Source organism: Microvirga sp. 2MCAF35 (assembly GCF_052115545.1).
GTDB lineage: Bacteria > Pseudomonadota > Alphaproteobacteria > Rhizobiales > Beijerinckiaceae > Microvirga.
The window spans coordinates 1-15,563 of the sequence record NZ_JBFRGW010000062.1 but is presented as its reverse complement, the minus strand read 5'-3'; the positions used below and the strand labels follow the sequence as shown (position 1 = coordinate 15,563).

Genomic DNA, 15,563 nt, shown 5'->3' with positions numbered 1-15,563 from the left:
ATCACCTCGCCCTTGGCCTCAGGCAACGGCTTGCCCTGCTCCGTGGTGAGGATCAGCGCCAGGTCGTCGGCGTTGGCGAGGATCAGCTCGTACCAGCGGCGCAGGATGGCGCTGCGCTCCTTGGCGGTGCGGCGGGCCCAGTCCTTCTGCACCGCGTGCGCCGTGTCGATGGCGCGCCGGGCCGCGTCGGGACCGAGATCGGGCACCGTGCGGATGAGGGCCCCGTCGAACGGGTCGGTGACCGGGATGGTCCGGCCGTCCGGGGCATCGATCCATTCGCCCGCCACATAGGCCTGCCCCACCAGCAACGACGGGTCCTTCAGCGCAACAACACGCCGATCAACAGGCTTCGCATGTACAGTCATCGGAAGACTCCAATCTCGACAATGGGGAGGACGGGAAGCTTCAGCGAGATATAGGGACTGCTCCCGGCTCTGTGAACCGCAGGACGTGCGGAGCAGGGTTACCGGCCGCGCGGCCGAGCTTCACCGACGATTGCAGTGCCATGCCTGAAACTGAGGCAGAAACAGAGGGATAGCTGCGACTTAAGGATGACCCCTTATCGCATTGCACAAGACAGAAGTCTCTATACCTTTCTGACCACCGCCGGGCGTCGCCGACGCTATGGTCTCGACAGGCTGGATCAACCGGCCGTGGAACGAAGGGAAGGAAATCAATGCGCGTTCTCAGCAAAATTCTGTTCGCTCTCAGCTGCACCGTTGCGGCGCAGTCGGCCTCTGCGCAGCAGGCCTCCGACGGCGTGGTCAAGATCGGCATCCTGAACGATCAATCCGGCGTCTACGCTGATTTCGGCGGCAAATCCTCGGTGGAGGCCGCCCGCATGGCCGTGCAGGATTTCGGCGGCAAGGTTCTCGGCGTGCCCGTCGAGATCGTCAGCGCGGATCACCAGAACAAGCCCGACGTCGCAGCCAGCATCGCCCGGCAATGGTACGACACGGAAAAGGTCGATTCCATCATGGAGCTGACCACCTCGTCCGTCGCGCTTGCGGTCCAGGGCCTGTCCAAGGACAAGAAGAAAATCACGATGACGACCGGCGCGGCGACGAGCGATCTGACCGGCAAGCAATGCACACCGTTCGGCTTCCACTGGGCCTACGACACGCATGCTCTCGCGGTCGGCACCGGCGGCGCGCTGGTGGAGAACGGCGGCAACAAGTGGTTCTTCCTCACGGCCGATTACGCCTTCGGCTACTCCCTCGAGGAGCAGACCTCCAAATTCGTGAAGTCGAAGGGTGGCCAAGTTGTCGGCTCCGTCCGCCATCCGCTGGCGGCCACCGATTATTCGTCCTTCCTGCTGCAGGCCCAGAGTTCCGGCGCCAACGTGATCGGCCTGGCCAATGCGGGCCTCGATACTGCGAACGCCATCAAGCAGGCGGCGGAATTCGGCATCACCCAGGGCGGCACCCGCCTGGCGGCGCTGCTCTTCACCCTTGCCGAGGTGAAGGGTCTTGGCCTGAAGGCCGCGCAGGGGCTGACCCTGACCGAGGGTTGGTACTGGGATCAGAGCGACGAGAACCGGGCCTTCGCCAAGAAGTTCCAGGAAAAGACCGGCCGCATGCCGAACATGATCCACATGGGCACCTACTCGGCAGTCCTGCAATACCTGAAGGCGGTCGAGAAGGCCGGCACCGACGCGACCGAGCCGGTCGCCAAGCTCCTGCACGAAATGCCGGTCCAGGACGTCTTCGCCAAGAACGGCAAGGTGCTGCCCAACGGCCGCATGGTCTACGACATGTATCTGTTCCAGGTGAAGAAGCCGGAAGAGAGCAAGAGTGATTGGGACATGTACAAGCAGCTCGCCAAGGTTCCGGGCGACCAGGCTTATCTGTCTCTTGCCGAGAGCGGCTGCCAGGTCACGCAGTAACCTCCTGGTCGTGGGGGGCGGGGGTGGGGGGGCCCGCCTCGTCGTCCGACAACGGCTGGTCTCGAGCCTCGCGCCCGAACCAGCCGTTGCATCCTCATCAAGAGAGTGTCGGCTCATTCAATGGTCAGTACGCAACCTATTCTGAGCGCCACCGGCCTCACCATGGAGTTTCGGGGCTTCGTGGCCGTGAAGGACGTGACGCTGTCCGTCAATGAAGGCACGATTCACGCCCTGATCGGCCCCAATGGCGCCGGGAAGACGACCGTCTTCAACCTGCTCACGAAGTTTCTCACGCCGACCCGCGGGCAGATCGCGTTCAAGGGCTCGGACATCACGAACCTGAAACCCGCCGAGGTTGCCCGTCTCGGGCTCATCCGTTCCTTCCAGATTTCGGCAGTCTTCCCGCACCTCACGGTGCTCGACAACGTGCGTGTCGCTCTGCAGCGCCCCTCAGGCCTCGCGACGCAGTTCTGGCGCTCCGCCTCGTCCCTTTCGACGCTCAATGAGCGCGCGATGGAGCTGATCGATGCGGTCGGCCTCAGGGCCTATGCGCATCTTCCCGCCGTCGAATTGTCCTATGGACGCAAGCGGGCTCTGGAGATTGCCACCACCCTGGCTCTCGATCCCGCCATGCTGCTGCTCGACGAGCCCATGGCCGGCATGGGCCATGAAGACATCGGCCGCATCTCCGACCTGATCCGGCGCATCGCCCGCAACCGCACGGTGCTGATGGTCGAGCATAATCTGAACGTAGTGTCCGACCTCTGCGACCGGGTCACCGTTCTGGCACGCGGCGAGATCCTCTCCGACGGATCGTACGAGACGGTCAGCCAGGACCCGCGCGTGCGCGAGGCCTATATGGGAACCGAGCATGAGTAGCGCTCCTCTTCTCGAAGTCCGCGGGCTCAATGCCTGGTACGGCGAAAGCCATGTTCTGCACGGGGTTGATCTCGACATCCGCGAGGGCGAGACGGTCACCCTGCTCGGCCGCAACGGCGCGGGCAAGACGACCACCCTGCGTGCCATCATGGGCATCCTGCGCCGTCGCGAGGGCGTCATCCGCCTGCGCGGAAAAGACCTCCTCGGCCTGCCGCTCCACAAGGTCGCGCAGGCGGGCCTCGGCTATGTGCCCGAAGAGCGCGGCATCTTCGCGAGCCTGAACGTCTCCGAGAACCTGATGCTGCCGCCCACGGTCTCGGAAGGCGGCATGAGCGTTGAGGAGATCTACAGCCTCTTCCCCAACCTGCATGAACGACGCTCCAGCCAGGGCACGAAGCTTTCGGGCGGCGAGCAGCAGATGCTTGCCATCGCCCGCGTGCTGCGCACGGGCGCGCGGATCATCCTTCTCGACGAGCCGACGGAGGGCCTGGCTCCCGTCATCGTCCAGCGCATCGGCGATGTGCTGGTCGCCTTGAAGAAGCGCGGCATGACCATCCTGCTCGTGGAACAGAACTTCCGCTTCGCGAAGAAAGTGGCCGATCGCTTCTACCTCATGGAGGATGGGCGTATGGTGAACTCGTTCCCAGGACATGAGCTCGATGCGCGCATGGACGAACTCCACCAAGTTCTTGGGGTGTAGAGCATCATGAGCACCATTTTCGGCATCCCCGCCCCGGCCCTCTACGGCCAGATCCTCATCGGACTGATCAACGGCTCCTTCTATGCCATGCTGAGCCTCGGCCTCGCGGTCATCTTCGGTCTGCTCCGGGTCATCAACTTCGCCCACGGCGCGCAATACATGCTGGGCGCCTTCGCCGCCTACCTGCTCCTGAGCTGGCTCGGGATCGGCTATTGGCCGGCGCTCATCCTGGCCCCTCTGATCGTCGGGGCCATCGCGGTCGTGATCGAGAAGGCGATGCTGAGCCGTCTGTACGGCGTGGATCCACTCTACGGCCTCCTCCTGACCTTCGGCCTCGCCCTCATTCTCGAAGGCGCCTTCCGCTACTGGTTCGGCGCCGCGGGCCAACCCTATTCCCCTCCCCCCCAGCTGACGGGAGCCGTCAACCTGGGCTTCATGTTCATGCCGATCTATCGCGGCTGGGTGGTGATCGCATCCCTGGTCATCTGCTTGGGCACGTGGCTTCTCATCGAGAAGACGCGCCTCGGCGCCTATCTCCGCGCCGCGACGGAAAATGCCACGCTCGTCCAAGCCTTCGGCGTAAACGTGCCGCTGCTCCTGACCCTCACCTACGGCCTGGGTGCGGCGCTAGCCGGGCTGGCCGGCGTACTGGCGGCCCCGATCTACCAAGTGAGCCCGCTGATGGGCTCGAACCTCATCATCATCGTGTTCGCCGTGGTCGTCGTCGGCGGCATGGGCTCGATCCTGGGCGCCATCGTGACCGGCTATGTGCTCGGCGTCCTCGAGGGGCTGACGAAGGTCTTCTACCCGGAAGCCTCGAGTATCGTTATCTTCGTGATCATGGCCATCGTTCTGCTCGTCAGGCCGGCAGGTCTCTTCGGGCGGGAGGAGTGATATCATGGCTGTCGGAACCCAATATCTCGCGGAACAGCCCCGTCTCCGCACGTCTTCCATGGTGCTCGGCGCGGTCGCCGTCGCGGCCCTGCTGGTGGCGCCCTTCTTCTTCTACCCGGTCATGCTGATGAGCGTGCTCTGCTTCGCGCTCTTTGCCTGCGCGTTCAACCTGCTCATCGGCTATGTAGGCCTTCTCTCCTTCGGCCATGCCGCCTTCTTCGGCGGAGCGGCCTATGTCACCGCCCATGCGGCAAAGGTGTGGGGTCTGGAGCCTCTGACCGCCATCCTGCTCGGCGTGGCAGGAGCCGCCGTCATGGGCCTCATCATCGGGTTCGTGGCCATCCGTCGCCAGGGTATCTACTTCGCCATGATCACCCTCGCCCTGTCGCAGATGTTCGCGTTCATCTGCCTGCAGGTGCCTTTCACCCATGGCGAGGACGGCATTCAGGGCGTGCCGCGCGGGCATCTGCTCGGCTTCATCGACCTCAACCAGCCCCTGACCATGTACTACGTCACGCTGGCGATCTTCCTGTTCGGCTTCTTCTCCATCTGGCGCATCGTGAACTCGCCCTTCGGCAACATCCTCAAGGCGATCCGCGAGAATGAACGGCGCGCGGTCTCTCTCGGCTACCGGGTCGACCGCTACAAGCTCGGCGCCTTCGTGATGTCGGCCGCGCTGGCGGGACTGGCGGGCGGAACGAAAGCCATCGTGTTCCAGTTCGCGACGCTTACCGACGTGCAGTGGCAGATGTCCGGCGAGGTCATTCTCATGACCCTGCTCGGCGGCATCGGCACGATGCTCGGCCCCATCGTCGGCGCCGGCCTGGTGATCGCCTTGCAGAATTATCTGGCGGCCTCCGCTTTCCCCGTGACGGTGCTGATCGGCATCATCTTCGTGATCTGCGTGCTCCTGTTCCGCCGGGGCATCGTGGGCGAGATCCTGGAGTTGATGAGGCGCAGGACCAAGGGCGCTTCCTAAGAGCGACGAAAACTCTGCCGGCGCTCGTCGCATCGAGCGCCCGCTCATTGCATCGAGTCATACCATGCCGGACAGCGATACATTCGATTACGTGATCGTCGGTGCGGGTTCTGCCGGCTGTGTCCTGGCGAACCGCCTGTCCAAGGATCCCCGAAACTCGGTCTGCATTCTCGAGGCCGGCGGCAAGGACAACTGGATCTGGTTTCACATTCCGGTCGGCTATCTTTTTGCCATCGGCAATCCCCGGGCCGACTGGATGTTCAAGACCGAGACCGAGCCGGGCCTGAACGGTCGCATCCTGAATTATCCGCGCGGCAAGGTCCTGGGCGGCTGCTCGGCCATCAACGCCATGATCTACATGCGCGGCCAGCGCGAGGATTACGACAACTGGCGCCAGATGGGACTGACAGGCTGGGGCTGGGACGACGTCAAACCGATCTTCCGCCAGCACCTCGATCACTATCTCGGAGCCGGCGAGCACCATGGCACAGGGGGTGAATGGCGCGTCGAGGCCCCTCGGACCCGCTGGGATCTGTTGGACACCTTCATCGAAGCCGCCGTCGAGGCCGGCATCCCCCGGGTCAGCGATTTCAACACGGGCAGCAACGAGGGCATCTCGTACTTCCACGTCAACCAGAAGAGCGGACGGCGCTGGTCCTCGGCGCGCGGCTTCCTCAAGCCGGCCTTGTCCCGCCCCAATCTGAAGGTGGAGATCCAGGCCCATGCCACGCGCATCCTGTTCGAAGGCAAGCGTGCCGTCGGGGTCGAAATCCTTCAGAATGGCGCTCTGAAGCGCATTTTCGCCAGGAAGGAAGTCGTGCTCTCCGCAGGCGCCATTGCATCCCCGAAGCTCCTGCAATTGTCGGGGATCGGGGACGGCGCCTACCTCCAGCAGCACGGCATCGACGTGGTCCACCACCTGCCGGGCGTCGGAGAGAACCTACAGGATCATCTGCAGCTGCGCCCGATCTACAAAGTGCAGGGGGTGCGGACCCTCAACGAGGATTACCGGTCCCTGCTTAAGAAGGCCCATATGGGCCTGGAATATGCGCTCTTCCGCCGAGGTCCGCTGACGATGGCTCCGTCGCAGCTAGGAGCCTTCACGCGTTCCTCGCCCGAATACGCGACGCCGAACCTCCAGTTTCACATCCAGCCCCTGTCGCTCGACAAATTCGGAGAAGATCCGCACCCCTTCCCGGCCTTCACGGCGAGCGTCTGCAACCTGCGGCCGAGCAGCCGGGGAAGCGTCAGGATCCGTAGCGGGGCGTCGGACGATCCCCCGTTCATCCGGCCGAACTATCTGTCGACAGCGGAAGATCAGCGCGTGGCGGTGGATTCATTGCGCCTGGTCCGGCACATCGTGTCCATGCCGGCCCTTCAGAAGTACCGGCCGGAGGAATACAAGCCCGGCGCCGAGCTGACGACGGACGAGGAGCTTTTGAACGGCGCGCGGGAGACCGGAACCACGATCTTCCATCCCGTCGGAACCGCCAAGATGGGCATCGACAGCGATCCGATGGCTGTCACGGACTCGCGCCTGCGCCTGCGCGGTGTGGAAGGGCTGCGTGTCATCGATGCGTCCATCATGCCTACAATCACGAGCGGGAACACGAATTCGCCGACCCTGATGATTGCGGAACGGGGAGCAGCCCTGATCCTGGAGGATCAATCGCACATCGGCACGCCTGCCCTGCGCTCCGCTTAAACTGTCCAGCTAGAGCAATTTTGGTGAAGCGGGTCCGGCTCACCAAAATTGCGATCGGGTCTGAGAAAAGATATTTCCATGCAAGTGGAGGTATCTCCAGCGCATTGTACGCGGTGTCCGTCAGCGCATCTCGGAATATTCGATTCGCTCAGCTCAATTCTGACCGAAGCATTTTCGGTTTATATTCCTTAAGAGGCTAAAATATCTTAGGCCGGCATAGAACTTGAAGCTTTGAATGAGCTTTTTCTTAATACGCCACGATGTTGCCTTATTCAGCCAGCAGAACACTATCAATGGTTATCGAGGCGTAAACTTCTATAACCGAATGGTTCCGAGCGTTTAGTTCTAACGCTTTGCTCCATCCGTTAGTATACTGCGTTTCTTTCCTGCCAATTTCCTGGCGATCTCTCCATCAAACTTCGTTATTTTACTCAAAGGGCTCAACAAAGAAGCTCTTTCGATTAGGGGCAGGTGAAATGACATCGAACTATTCTGTCGTGCCAGGCCGCGGGACATATAAGGCACGACCAGTGCCGCATGAACTTTTCAAGTGGCAGGACGCAGGTTGATCGCCTCTCCGGAAAGAACCGAAGCTCTCTTTTTCCACCGATTTCAGCATGCACGACATCAGGACGGGAGATCTTTTCTACGACGTGGACGGTACCGGTTCTAAGGGCTCGGCGATCGAGAACCTCGCCGAATTGACGGCATCAGATTTCATTGTCATTTGATTGCGATTCCAATCATGCGCCGTGAAAGCATTGCTCACGCCGTATGGTTCGAACTTCCAAGGCCGGGATCACATCCCGGCCTTTTTCTTTGTGCGAGAACCGGAGCCCTTGCAGTCGTGGAACCGGATCCCCTACTCCCCGAGCCATCGTCTCTTCGACGCGTCGAGGTGCATCCGCATGGCGGCTTGGGCCAGAAGGGGATCCGCCGCCTCGAAGGCTGCATAGATGGCTTCATGCTCCACGAGCGCCGTGTGCCAGCCCTCGCGGCTGTCGAACCGGATCCTCATCTGGGCAGAGATCGGGCTATGACGCTCGTCGAACAGCTCGCGCACGATGCGCATGAGCACCGAATTGCCGGACAGGTTCGCAATGGCGAGGTGGAACTGCCGATCCTGCTCGAGGGGATCGCGCCCATCGGCGATGTCGGCCCGCATTCCCTCGATCGTCGCTTGAAGGGAAGCGAGTCCTTCCGGTGTCATGCGGGCACAGGCGAGAGCCGCGACATTCCCTTCGATGGCACCCCTCGCCTGCATGAGCTCCGAGGGGCTCTCACCCATCGAATGCATCGTACTCGCAGCACGTTCGACCGGCGCGCAGACATAGACGCCTGACCCGGACCGGATTTCGACGCTGCCGTCGATCTCGAGAGCAATAAGAGCCTCCCGAAGCGACGGACGCGAAACGCCCAGCTGATGCGCGAGGTCCCGCTCGGCCGGAAGACGCGCCCCGGGCAGGATCTGGCCGCCTTGGATCAGAGCACGGATCTGATCGGCGACCTGCTGGTAGAGGCGCCGGGGCTCTGCCGGCTTGAGGACAATGGACATGATCGGCGACCCGGAATTGGCCTGACCATAGATCCCGGCCCGAACCCTGACAATGCGAATCGGCGATCAGTTTCCGCTGATCGTTTTAACTTGACCGAACGTTCCCGCCGGTCATATTCCTATTGCTCCTGGATTGGCCTGACCAATTCGGACACAAAAGTCCTGCGGAGAATGGGACCAAGTTGCCGAGGGAGGAAGCATGCGCGGCGTGACGGCCCATCTCCACCATTGCACCGACATGCCGGAGGTGCCCACTGAGGCAGAGCGGCTGGCTACTCCCGGTCGTGCGACGGTCAAGGGCACCCCATGAAAGTCTCAGAGCGCCGCCCCCTCCCCCGCAAAGACCTGTCCCTCACGCTCCTCGGGCTCGGCAGCGCACCCATGGGCGGGCTCTACAGCCCGACGAGCTTTGCGGAAGCTCAGGCCGTGACCGAGGCTGCCTGCACTCACGGCATCGGCTATTTCGATACCGCACCCTATTATGGTTACACGCGATCCGAGCGCCGCCTCGGTGCCCTGCTCTGCGACCGTGAGCGCGACAGCTACGTCATCAGCACAAAGGCCGGTCGCCTGATGGTGCCCGACGAGACCGTGAGCGAAGAAGAGAACGGCTGGGTCCGGCCTCTCCCGTTCCGACCCGTTTACGACTACACGTACGACGCGGTCCTGAAATCCTTCGAGGACAGCCGGCAGCGCCTCGGCATTCTCAAGATCGACATCCTCTACATTCACGACATCGGCCGCTACACTCATGGCGACCGGCATGAGTATTACTGGCGCCAGCTGACCACCGGAGGTGGGTTCCGGGCGCTTCAGGAGCTGCGCGACAGCGGACGCGTCACGGCCATCGGGCTCGGGGTCAACGAGGCCGAGGTGGTTCATGATGCCATGGGAGAAGCGGATCTCGACGTCGTCATGCTGGCGGGCCGCTACACGCTGCTGGAGCAGATGAGCCTTCCGCTACTCGACAGATGCGCGCGCGCCGGAACCGGGATCGTCGTCGCCGGTCCGTTCAACTCCGGCATCCTCGTCGGCAACAACAAGTTCGACTACGCGGATGCTCCACCGGATGTCGTGCGGCGCGTTCAGGCCCTGAAGTCGGTATGCGACGAGTTCGATGTCCCGCTCCCGGCCGCGGCCTTTCGCTTTCCCCTGGCCCATCCGGCCGTCGTCTCCTGTGTGACCGGAGCCCGCGACGCCGAGCAGCTTTACACCAACGTCGCCTGGTTCGAGCGCTCGATCCCCGACGAACTCTGGACGGCACTGAGGAAAGCCGGATTGCTGGACGAAGCCGCTCCCCTCCCGCGCGAAGGCGAATAGGCTCCATGCGGATCGATGCCCACCAGCATTTCTGGTTGATGAGCAACCGACAGGGCCAGTGGCCGCCGCCGGATCTTGCCAAAATTCATCGCGATTTCACGCCGAGCGACTTGGAGCCAATTTTGAAGGCATGCGGCATCGGCGGCACGGTCCTCGTGCAGTCGCTCCCCACGATGGCCGATACCGACTTCATGCTGGAACTGGCGGACCGGCACGCGTTCATCCTTGGCGTCGTCGGCTGGGTCGACCTCAAGGCGGCCGATGCGGCGAGCCATGTTGCCCGGCTCGCGTCACATCCGAAGCTGAAGAGCCTGCGGCCCATGCTGCAGGACATCCCGGATGTCGGCTGGATCGACGATCCGCATCTCGATCCCGCCATCGCGTCCATGAAGGAAGCGGATCTGCGCTTCGATGCCCTGGTGATGCCGCAGCATCTGAGAGCCTTGACTGCATTCGCCGAGCGCCACCCTGATTTGTCCATCGTCATCGATCATGGTGCAAAGCCGCGCATCGCGGCGGGTGAAATCGCCCCGTGGCGAGACGCCATGGCGGGGTTGGCCGCTTTTCCGAACGTTCATTGCAAGCTGTCGGGTTTTCTGACCGAGGCGGGCGGCCGGCGCGATGCGGACGCTATCAGACCTTATGCCGACACGCTTCTCGAATTGTTTGGCCCCGAGCGGCTCATGTGGGGCAGCGACTGGCCGGTTCTGAGGCTCGCGGGCAGCTACGAGGATTGGCTCGCCATGTGCCATGCGTTCGTGCCGCAAAGCCACCACGATGCGGTCTTCGGCCGGAATGCCATCCGCTTCTACAAGCTCGACGGGAGCGAGGAAGCAGCATGAAGAGCGCCCGTTCCGCGCCGATCTGTTCCCCCGAAGGTGCAGATGACATCGCCTGCGGTCCCGTGCTTAGATCAACCGTGGCGCAAAGACGCCGCACAGGCGAAAGCCTGACATAAAGGGAGGAACGGTCTTGTCACTCCTCGTCCTGCAAGACGTCGGGAAGGAATTCGGCGCCATCCGGGCCCTGTCCCACGTCAATCTCACGATCAAGCCCGGCGAGGTCGTCGGCCTGATGGGCGACAACGGCGCCGGAAAGTCGACCCTGGTGAAGATCATCGCCGGCAACTTTCCGCCCTCGCACGGCAAAGTCCTGTTCGAGGATCAGGAGGTCCATTTCACGAGACCGGTCGATGCCCGTTCCGTCGGCATCGAGGTCGTCTACCAGGACCTCGCTCTTGCCGACAATTTGACGGCGGCGGCCAACGTGTTTCTCGGGCGCGAACTCAAACGCAAGGTCGGGCCGTTCTCGTTTCTCGACCATGCGACCATGAACCAGCGGACGGGCGCCCTGTTCCGCGAGCTCAAGTCCGAGACAAGGCCGGACGATCTGGTCCGTGCCATGTCGGGCGGGCAGCGGCAGGCCGTCGCGATTGCCCGGACAAGGCTTGCCAAGGCCAAGCTCATTCTCATGGACGAGCCGACGGCGGCAATTTCGGTCCGTCAGGTGGCCGAGGTTCTCGATCTCATCCGCCGATTGAAGGATGCGGGCATCGCCGTGATCCTGATCTCGCACCGCATGCCGGATGTGTTCTCCGTGTGCGAACGGGTGGTCGTGATGCGCCGCGGAACCAAGGTCGCCGACAAGCCCATCGACCAATCGAGCCCCGAGGAAGTCACCGCGCTGATTACGGGCGCCAAGGAAGCGGCGTGATGAGCGAACTGTCTCCGGCAACCAGCTCCGACACGAGCGATTTTTCGAATGTGGGCCGCGCTCGCTGGTGGCGGCGCGGGTTCTTCGCGAGCCAGACGGCCTATGTGGCGGCGGCCCTCATCGTCATCATGATCGTGATGTCGTTCCTGAGTTCGGCCTTTCTCAGTCCGGGCAACCTCGCCAACGTGGCGAAGAACTTTTCCTTCGTCGGCATCGTGACCCTGGGTGTCACGCTCGTGATCGTCACCGGCGGCATCGATCTTTCGGTCGGTTCGACGATGGCACTCTCGGCCATCACCTGCGCCATCGTCATGCAGGCTTTGAGCGGCACGGCTCTCGACAACATTCCGCTCGCGGGCATGGTCGTCTCGCTCGGCGCAGGGCTCGGCGTCGCGCTCCTGATCGGGCTGGCGAACGGCCTGCTCATCGCCCGCGTCGGCCTCTCACCGTTCGTGACGACGCTCGGCATGCTGTCGATCGTGCGCGGCCTCGCCTATGCGGTCACGGAAGGACGCGGGCAGGCCCCGACCGGGCCGGACGTGAACCTCTTCTACGACATCACCGACGGCAACATCGCCGGCGTGCCGGTGGCCATCATCTATCTGCTCGTTCTCGCGACGATCATCGGCATCGTCCTTCATCACACGGCTTTCGGGCGGCACGTCTTCGCGCTCGGCGGCAACGAGAAGGCCGCGGCGCTCACGGGCGTCGCGGTCGAGCGGGTCAAGATCGCCGTTTATGTGCTGTCCGCCCTCTCGGCGGGATTTGCCGGCATCCTGATGGTGGGCTGGCTCGGTTCCGCACCGGCCAATCTCGCGACCGGCTACGAGCTGACGATCATCGCCGCGGCGGTCATCGGCGGCGCGAATCTCAGCGGCGGCATCGGGGGGCCGGCGGGTGCGGTCATCGGTGCCCTTCTCATCGAAGTCATCCGCAACGGCCTCGTGCTCGCGGGCATCAACGCCTATTGGCAGATAGTCCTCGTGGGCGGGATCATCATCCTGGCGGTCCTGGTCGACCGCCTGCGGACCCTGCGCATGACGTCCTGAACACCGTTGTCGGAGGCCGGCACTGCCTGCCTCGAAAGCGGACATGGAAGATCGGCCGATAGAAGCCGGTCACGAGACCCCAAACATGGGGCGGAGAATCAACCAGGAGGAAGACATGATGAAACGTTTGATCCTTGCCGCGGTCGCTGCCGTGGCGCTCACCGCCCCGGCCATGGCGCAGCAGACCTACAAGTTCGCCATCGTGCCGAAGGCGATGAACAATCCCTATTTCGACCTCTCCCGCGACGGATGCATGAAGCGCGCGAAGGAGCTCGGAAATGTCGAGTGCATCTACAAGGGCCCGGTCGAGCATGAACCCGCAAGCCAGGTCCAGATCATTCAGGACCTGATCAGCCAGAAGGTCGACGGCATCGCCATCTCGGTGTCGGATGCGGCGGCGGCGGTGCGCGTGATCAAGGCCGCGCGCGACGCCGGCATTCCGGTCATCACGTTCGACGCCGATGCGCCGGGTTCCGCGCGCCAGGCCCATGTGGGCACGGACAACCGCGCCATGGGCCGCGCCCTCGGCGAGGAACTCTTGAAGCTGCGGCCGGATGGCGGCAAATACGCCATGGTGTCCGGCGGTCCGGCCGCCGCCAACCTGAAGGAGCGCGTCGAAGGCGTGCGCGATGCGCTGAAAGGCTCCAAATGGACGGAAGTCTCCGGCTCGCCCACCTACTGCAACGACGACCTCGCGCTCGCCGTGCAGCAGATGCAGGACCTCAAGACGGCCAACCCGGATCTCGCCGCCATCGTGCCGGTGGGCGGCTGGCCGATGTTCGTGCCCGAGGCCTACAAGAGCTTCGTGAACAAGAACAAGGAAGCCATGGACCAGAACAAGTTCAGCCTCGTGGTGGCCGATACCCTGAAGGTGCAGCTCGAGCTGCTGCGCGACGGCTATGCCAACGCGCTCGTCGGCCAGCGGCCCTACGAGATGGGCGAAAAGGCCATGGACATTCTCCTGCAGCTCAAGAAGGGCGAGAAGGTTCAGGATATCGTCTATGCGGGCATCGACCGCGTGACGAAGGACAACGTCGCTTCCATGCTCAAATGAGCTGACACTTCACCTATTGGCGGACCCGCGCCCTGGAGAGAGGCCTCTTTCCAGGGCGTTTGTTGTAAGCAGGTGGCCTCAGCAGGTTGCCTAATCGGCTCCCACGGGCTTGGGCGCCGTAGGCGAAGATCTCAGGGCGCTGGCGGTGTAGACCCCAAGGGCGATCCAGATCAGGCTGAACGCCATACCGTCGATCCAGCCGAAGGCTTCCTCGTAAACGAGGACGCCGAGCGCAAGCTGGCCCGACGGCGCCAGGTATTGCAGCAGACCGATGGTGGAGAGCTTCAGCCTTTGAGCGGCCGCCGCGAACCAGATCAGCGGCAAAGCGGTGCTGAGCCCGGTCAGAATGAGAAGCGCATCCAGGCGCAGATCGCCCCGGAAAGCCACGAACTGCCCCTGTGCGCCGACATAGGTGAGGTACCCTAAGGCCAAGGGTGTGAGCAGCAGCGACTCGACGCAGAAGCCGATGAGCGGGGCGACCGGCACGATCTTCCTGACGAGGCCGTAGAAGCCGAAGCTGCAGGCCAGCGCCAGCGCGACCCAGGGCATCTCGCCCGACGAGATGGCGAGCACCAGCACACCCAGCGCGGCAATCACGCAGGCGGCAACCTGCGCCGGGTTCAGCCTCTCCCGCAGGAAGAGAACGCCGAGCACAACGTTCAGGAGCGGATTGATGAAATAACCGAGGCTCGTCTGAACGAGGTGCCCTGAATTGACGGCCCAGATATAGATGAGCCAGTTGATCGCGATGAGACCGGCCGAAGCGCACAGAAGCAGCAGCCGGCGACCGGATGTGAGCGCCTCGACGAGCTTGCGCCATTGCCGGCCCGCGAGAATCAGCCCAAGGGCGAACACGCTCGCCCAGACGATCCGGTGAGCGAGGATCTGAAGGGCAGGAACCGCCGAAATGAGCTTGAAGTGCAGCGGAACGGCCAAGCCCCACATGAAGAATGCCGCCAAGGCATAGATAACCCCGGCACGTGCCCGCTGTGCCTCGGAAGGCGCTGGTCCTGTTACCATCTTAGCCTCTGGAGCCGTTTCCCTTGCGTGGAATCATCTCTTCCCTGTGCCGGATCGCATTTTCTGACGGCGAACCGGATCGACTTCACCAAAAATGCTCCAGTCGCGCCCGGTTCATTGAGAACAGGCCTTGCGAGGTGTCACGCTCCTAGGTCAATTCAGGTGAACGGGATAGTCCCAACTTTGATGAGGCGACAGCCTGTCTTCACGGATGCGAAGGCGCATTTCACTTGGATGTGGGAATCGCTCGTGCTGGAACCAGCCGGATCGGCGACATGGACCATCGCGCCTGCCTTTGATGCCGGTTTTTAGAGGGATATGACCTTGGTGCTGTCATAGGCCGACCAGGGCAACTTTCCGGCAAGCGGAGCTTCGAACCTGCGAAGCTTAAGTCCTTGTGTGGGAAGTGGTACAGCCGCCCCGGCTCGAACGGGGGACCCCCAGATCCACAATCTTGAATTCCTGATGATCGGTAAGCATCAGAGCCAATCAAGCTGCCGCTAACTAAGCCAAATTTCAGCCATACCTTCAGACTTAGATATCTAGGAGCACTCACGGCCAGTCACGATCGTGCTTACTATATGCTTACTGACGGAGGCTTAAATGCGCTTTACCCGCCAAGCCGTCGCCGCGCTCAGGCTCCCTGAGGGCAAGCCGTATATTGGCCTGCCCCCTTTGAAGTGGTCCTCCCTGATGTATGGCTTTTTGCCATTTGGAGGACGAGAGAATGCCCAGGAAGAGACACACGGCTGAAGAGATTGTCGCGAAGTTGCGGCAGGTTGATGTGCTGACGGCGCAAGGCCGCTCAGT

General features: G+C 62.7%; 14 protein-coding genes. 11 read left to right on the top strand and 3 right to left on the bottom strand.

Annotated elements, in window-relative coordinates; all coding sequences use genetic code 11:
* Positions 1–365, bottom strand: a 365-nt coding sequence (locus tag AB4097_RS20550; RefSeq protein ID WP_442042989.1) for an aldehyde dehydrogenase family protein, incomplete at its 3' end; no start/stop codon positions are given.
* 311 nt (positions 366–676) lie between these two features.
* Here AB4097_RS20550 and AB4097_RS20545 point away from each other — a divergent pair.
* The 6 genes from AB4097_RS20545 to AB4097_RS20520 all read left to right on the top strand — a co-directional run bounded on the left by AB4097_RS20545 (position 677) and on the right by AB4097_RS20520 (position 7,042).
* Complete coding sequence (locus tag AB4097_RS20545) at positions 677–1,885, top strand: ABC transporter substrate-binding protein (protein ID WP_442042987.1); 1,209 nt, start codon at positions 677–679, stop codon at positions 1,883–1,885.
* 120 nt (positions 1,886–2,005) lie between these two features.
* A complete protein-coding gene (locus AB4097_RS20540; protein WP_442042985.1) occupies positions 2,006–2,764 on the top strand; it encodes an ABC transporter ATP-binding protein in 759 nt (252 codons plus the stop codon).
* Entirely contained in the window at positions 2,757–3,464 is a 708-nt protein-coding gene (locus AB4097_RS20535; protein ID WP_442042983.1) for an ABC transporter ATP-binding protein, read from the top strand. The genes AB4097_RS20540 and AB4097_RS20535 overlap by 8 nt, the downstream gene beginning before the upstream one ends.
* Positions 3,465–3,470: 6 nt before the next feature.
* On the top strand, positions 3,471–4,358 hold the full coding sequence (locus tag AB4097_RS20530) for a branched-chain amino acid ABC transporter permease (protein ID WP_442042981.1): 888 nt from the start codon (positions 3,471–3,473) through the stop codon (positions 4,356–4,358).
* Positions 4,359–4,416: 58 nt separating this feature from the next.
* Complete coding sequence (locus tag AB4097_RS20525; protein ID WP_442042993.1) at positions 4,417–5,337, top strand: branched-chain amino acid ABC transporter permease; 921 nt, start codon at positions 4,417–4,419, stop codon at positions 5,335–5,337.
* A gap of 64 nt (positions 5,338–5,401) precedes the next feature.
* On the top strand, positions 5,402–7,042 hold the full coding sequence (locus tag AB4097_RS20520) for a GMC family oxidoreductase (protein WP_442042979.1): 1,641 nt from the start codon (positions 5,402–5,404) through the stop codon (positions 7,040–7,042).
* An 862-nt stretch (positions 7,043–7,904) separates the two neighbouring features.
* Here AB4097_RS20520 and AB4097_RS20515 read toward each other — a convergent pair.
* Positions 7,905–8,597 carry a FadR/GntR family transcriptional regulator gene (locus AB4097_RS20515; RefSeq protein WP_442042977.1) on the bottom strand — a complete coding sequence of 231 codons (693 nt, stop codon included), beginning with the start codon at positions 8,595–8,597 and terminating at the stop codon, positions 7,905–7,907.
* Between the two features lie 306 nt (positions 8,598–8,903).
* Between AB4097_RS20515 and AB4097_RS20510 the strand changes: the two genes are divergently transcribed.
* The 5 genes from AB4097_RS20510 to AB4097_RS20490 all read left to right on the top strand — a co-directional run bounded on the left by AB4097_RS20510 (position 8,904) and on the right by AB4097_RS20490 (position 13,733).
* Positions 8,904–9,917, top strand: coding sequence for an aldo/keto reductase (locus AB4097_RS20510; protein WP_442042975.1), 1,014 nt, complete (start codon positions 8,904–8,906; stop codon positions 9,915–9,917).
* A 5-nt stretch (positions 9,918–9,922) separates the two neighbouring features.
* Positions 9,923–10,759, top strand: a complete 837-nt coding sequence (locus AB4097_RS20505; RefSeq protein WP_442042973.1) for an amidohydrolase family protein — start codon at positions 9,923–9,925, stop codon at positions 10,757–10,759.
* Between the two features lie 130 nt (positions 10,760–10,889).
* Positions 10,890–11,630: an ATP-binding cassette domain-containing protein gene (locus AB4097_RS20500; RefSeq protein ID WP_442042971.1), complete on the top strand. Its 741-nt coding sequence runs from the start codon at positions 10,890–10,892 to the stop codon at positions 11,628–11,630.
* A complete protein-coding gene (locus AB4097_RS20495) occupies positions 11,630–12,679 on the top strand; it encodes an ABC transporter permease (RefSeq protein ID WP_442042969.1) in 1,050 nt (349 codons plus the stop codon). The genes AB4097_RS20500 and AB4097_RS20495 overlap by 1 nt, the downstream gene beginning before the upstream one ends.
* Positions 12,680–12,797: 118 nt before the next feature.
* Complete coding sequence (locus tag AB4097_RS20490) at positions 12,798–13,733, top strand: sugar-binding protein (RefSeq protein ID WP_442042991.1); 936 nt, start codon at positions 12,798–12,800, stop codon at positions 13,731–13,733.
* Positions 13,734–13,823: 90 nt separating this feature from the next.
* Here the strand turns inward: AB4097_RS20490 and rarD are convergent, their stop codons facing one another.
* Positions 13,824–14,753, bottom strand: coding sequence for an EamA family transporter RarD (gene rarD / locus AB4097_RS20485; RefSeq protein ID WP_442042967.1), 930 nt, complete (start codon positions 14,751–14,753; stop codon positions 13,824–13,826).
* Positions 14,754–15,563: the final 810 nt, after the last annotated feature.

What these genes read in the sequence shown, in the direction of transcription:
- AB4097_RS20545 (WP_442042987.1), top strand. Translation starts at nt 677, where the DNA reads ATGCGCGTTCTCAGCAAAATTCTGTTCGCTCTCAGCTGCACCGTTGCG.
- AB4097_RS20540 (WP_442042985.1), top strand. Translation starts at nt 2,006, where the DNA reads ATGGTCAGTACGCAACCTATTCTGAGCGCCACCGGCCTCACCATGGAG.
- AB4097_RS20535 (WP_442042983.1), top strand. Translation starts at nt 2,757, where the DNA reads ATGAGTAGCGCTCCTCTTCTCGAAGTCCGCGGGCTCAATGCCTGGTAC.
- AB4097_RS20530 (WP_442042981.1), top strand. Translation starts at nt 3,471, where the DNA reads ATGAGCACCATTTTCGGCATCCCCGCCCCGGCCCTCTACGGCCAGATC.
- AB4097_RS20525 (WP_442042993.1), top strand. Translation starts at nt 4,417, where the DNA reads ATGGTGCTCGGCGCGGTCGCCGTCGCGGCCCTGCTGGTGGCGCCCTTC.
- AB4097_RS20520 (WP_442042979.1), top strand. Translation starts at nt 5,402, where the DNA reads ATGCCGGACAGCGATACATTCGATTACGTGATCGTCGGTGCGGGTTCT.
- AB4097_RS20515 (WP_442042977.1), bottom strand. Translation starts at nt 8,597, where the DNA reads ATGTCCATTGTCCTCAAGCCGGCAGAGCCCCGGCGCCTCTACCAGCAG.
- AB4097_RS20510 (WP_442042975.1), top strand. Translation starts at nt 8,904, where the DNA reads ATGAAAGTCTCAGAGCGCCGCCCCCTCCCCCGCAAAGACCTGTCCCTC.
- AB4097_RS20505 (WP_442042973.1), top strand. Translation starts at nt 9,923, where the DNA reads ATGCGGATCGATGCCCACCAGCATTTCTGGTTGATGAGCAACCGACAG.
- AB4097_RS20495 (WP_442042969.1), top strand. Translation starts at nt 11,630, where the DNA reads ATGAGCGAACTGTCTCCGGCAACCAGCTCCGACACGAGCGATTTTTCG.
- AB4097_RS20490 (WP_442042991.1), top strand. Translation starts at nt 12,798, where the DNA reads ATGAAACGTTTGATCCTTGCCGCGGTCGCTGCCGTGGCGCTCACCGCC.
- rarD (WP_442042967.1), bottom strand. Translation starts at nt 14,753, where the DNA reads ATGGTAACAGGACCAGCGCCTTCCGAGGCACAGCGGGCACGTGCCGGG.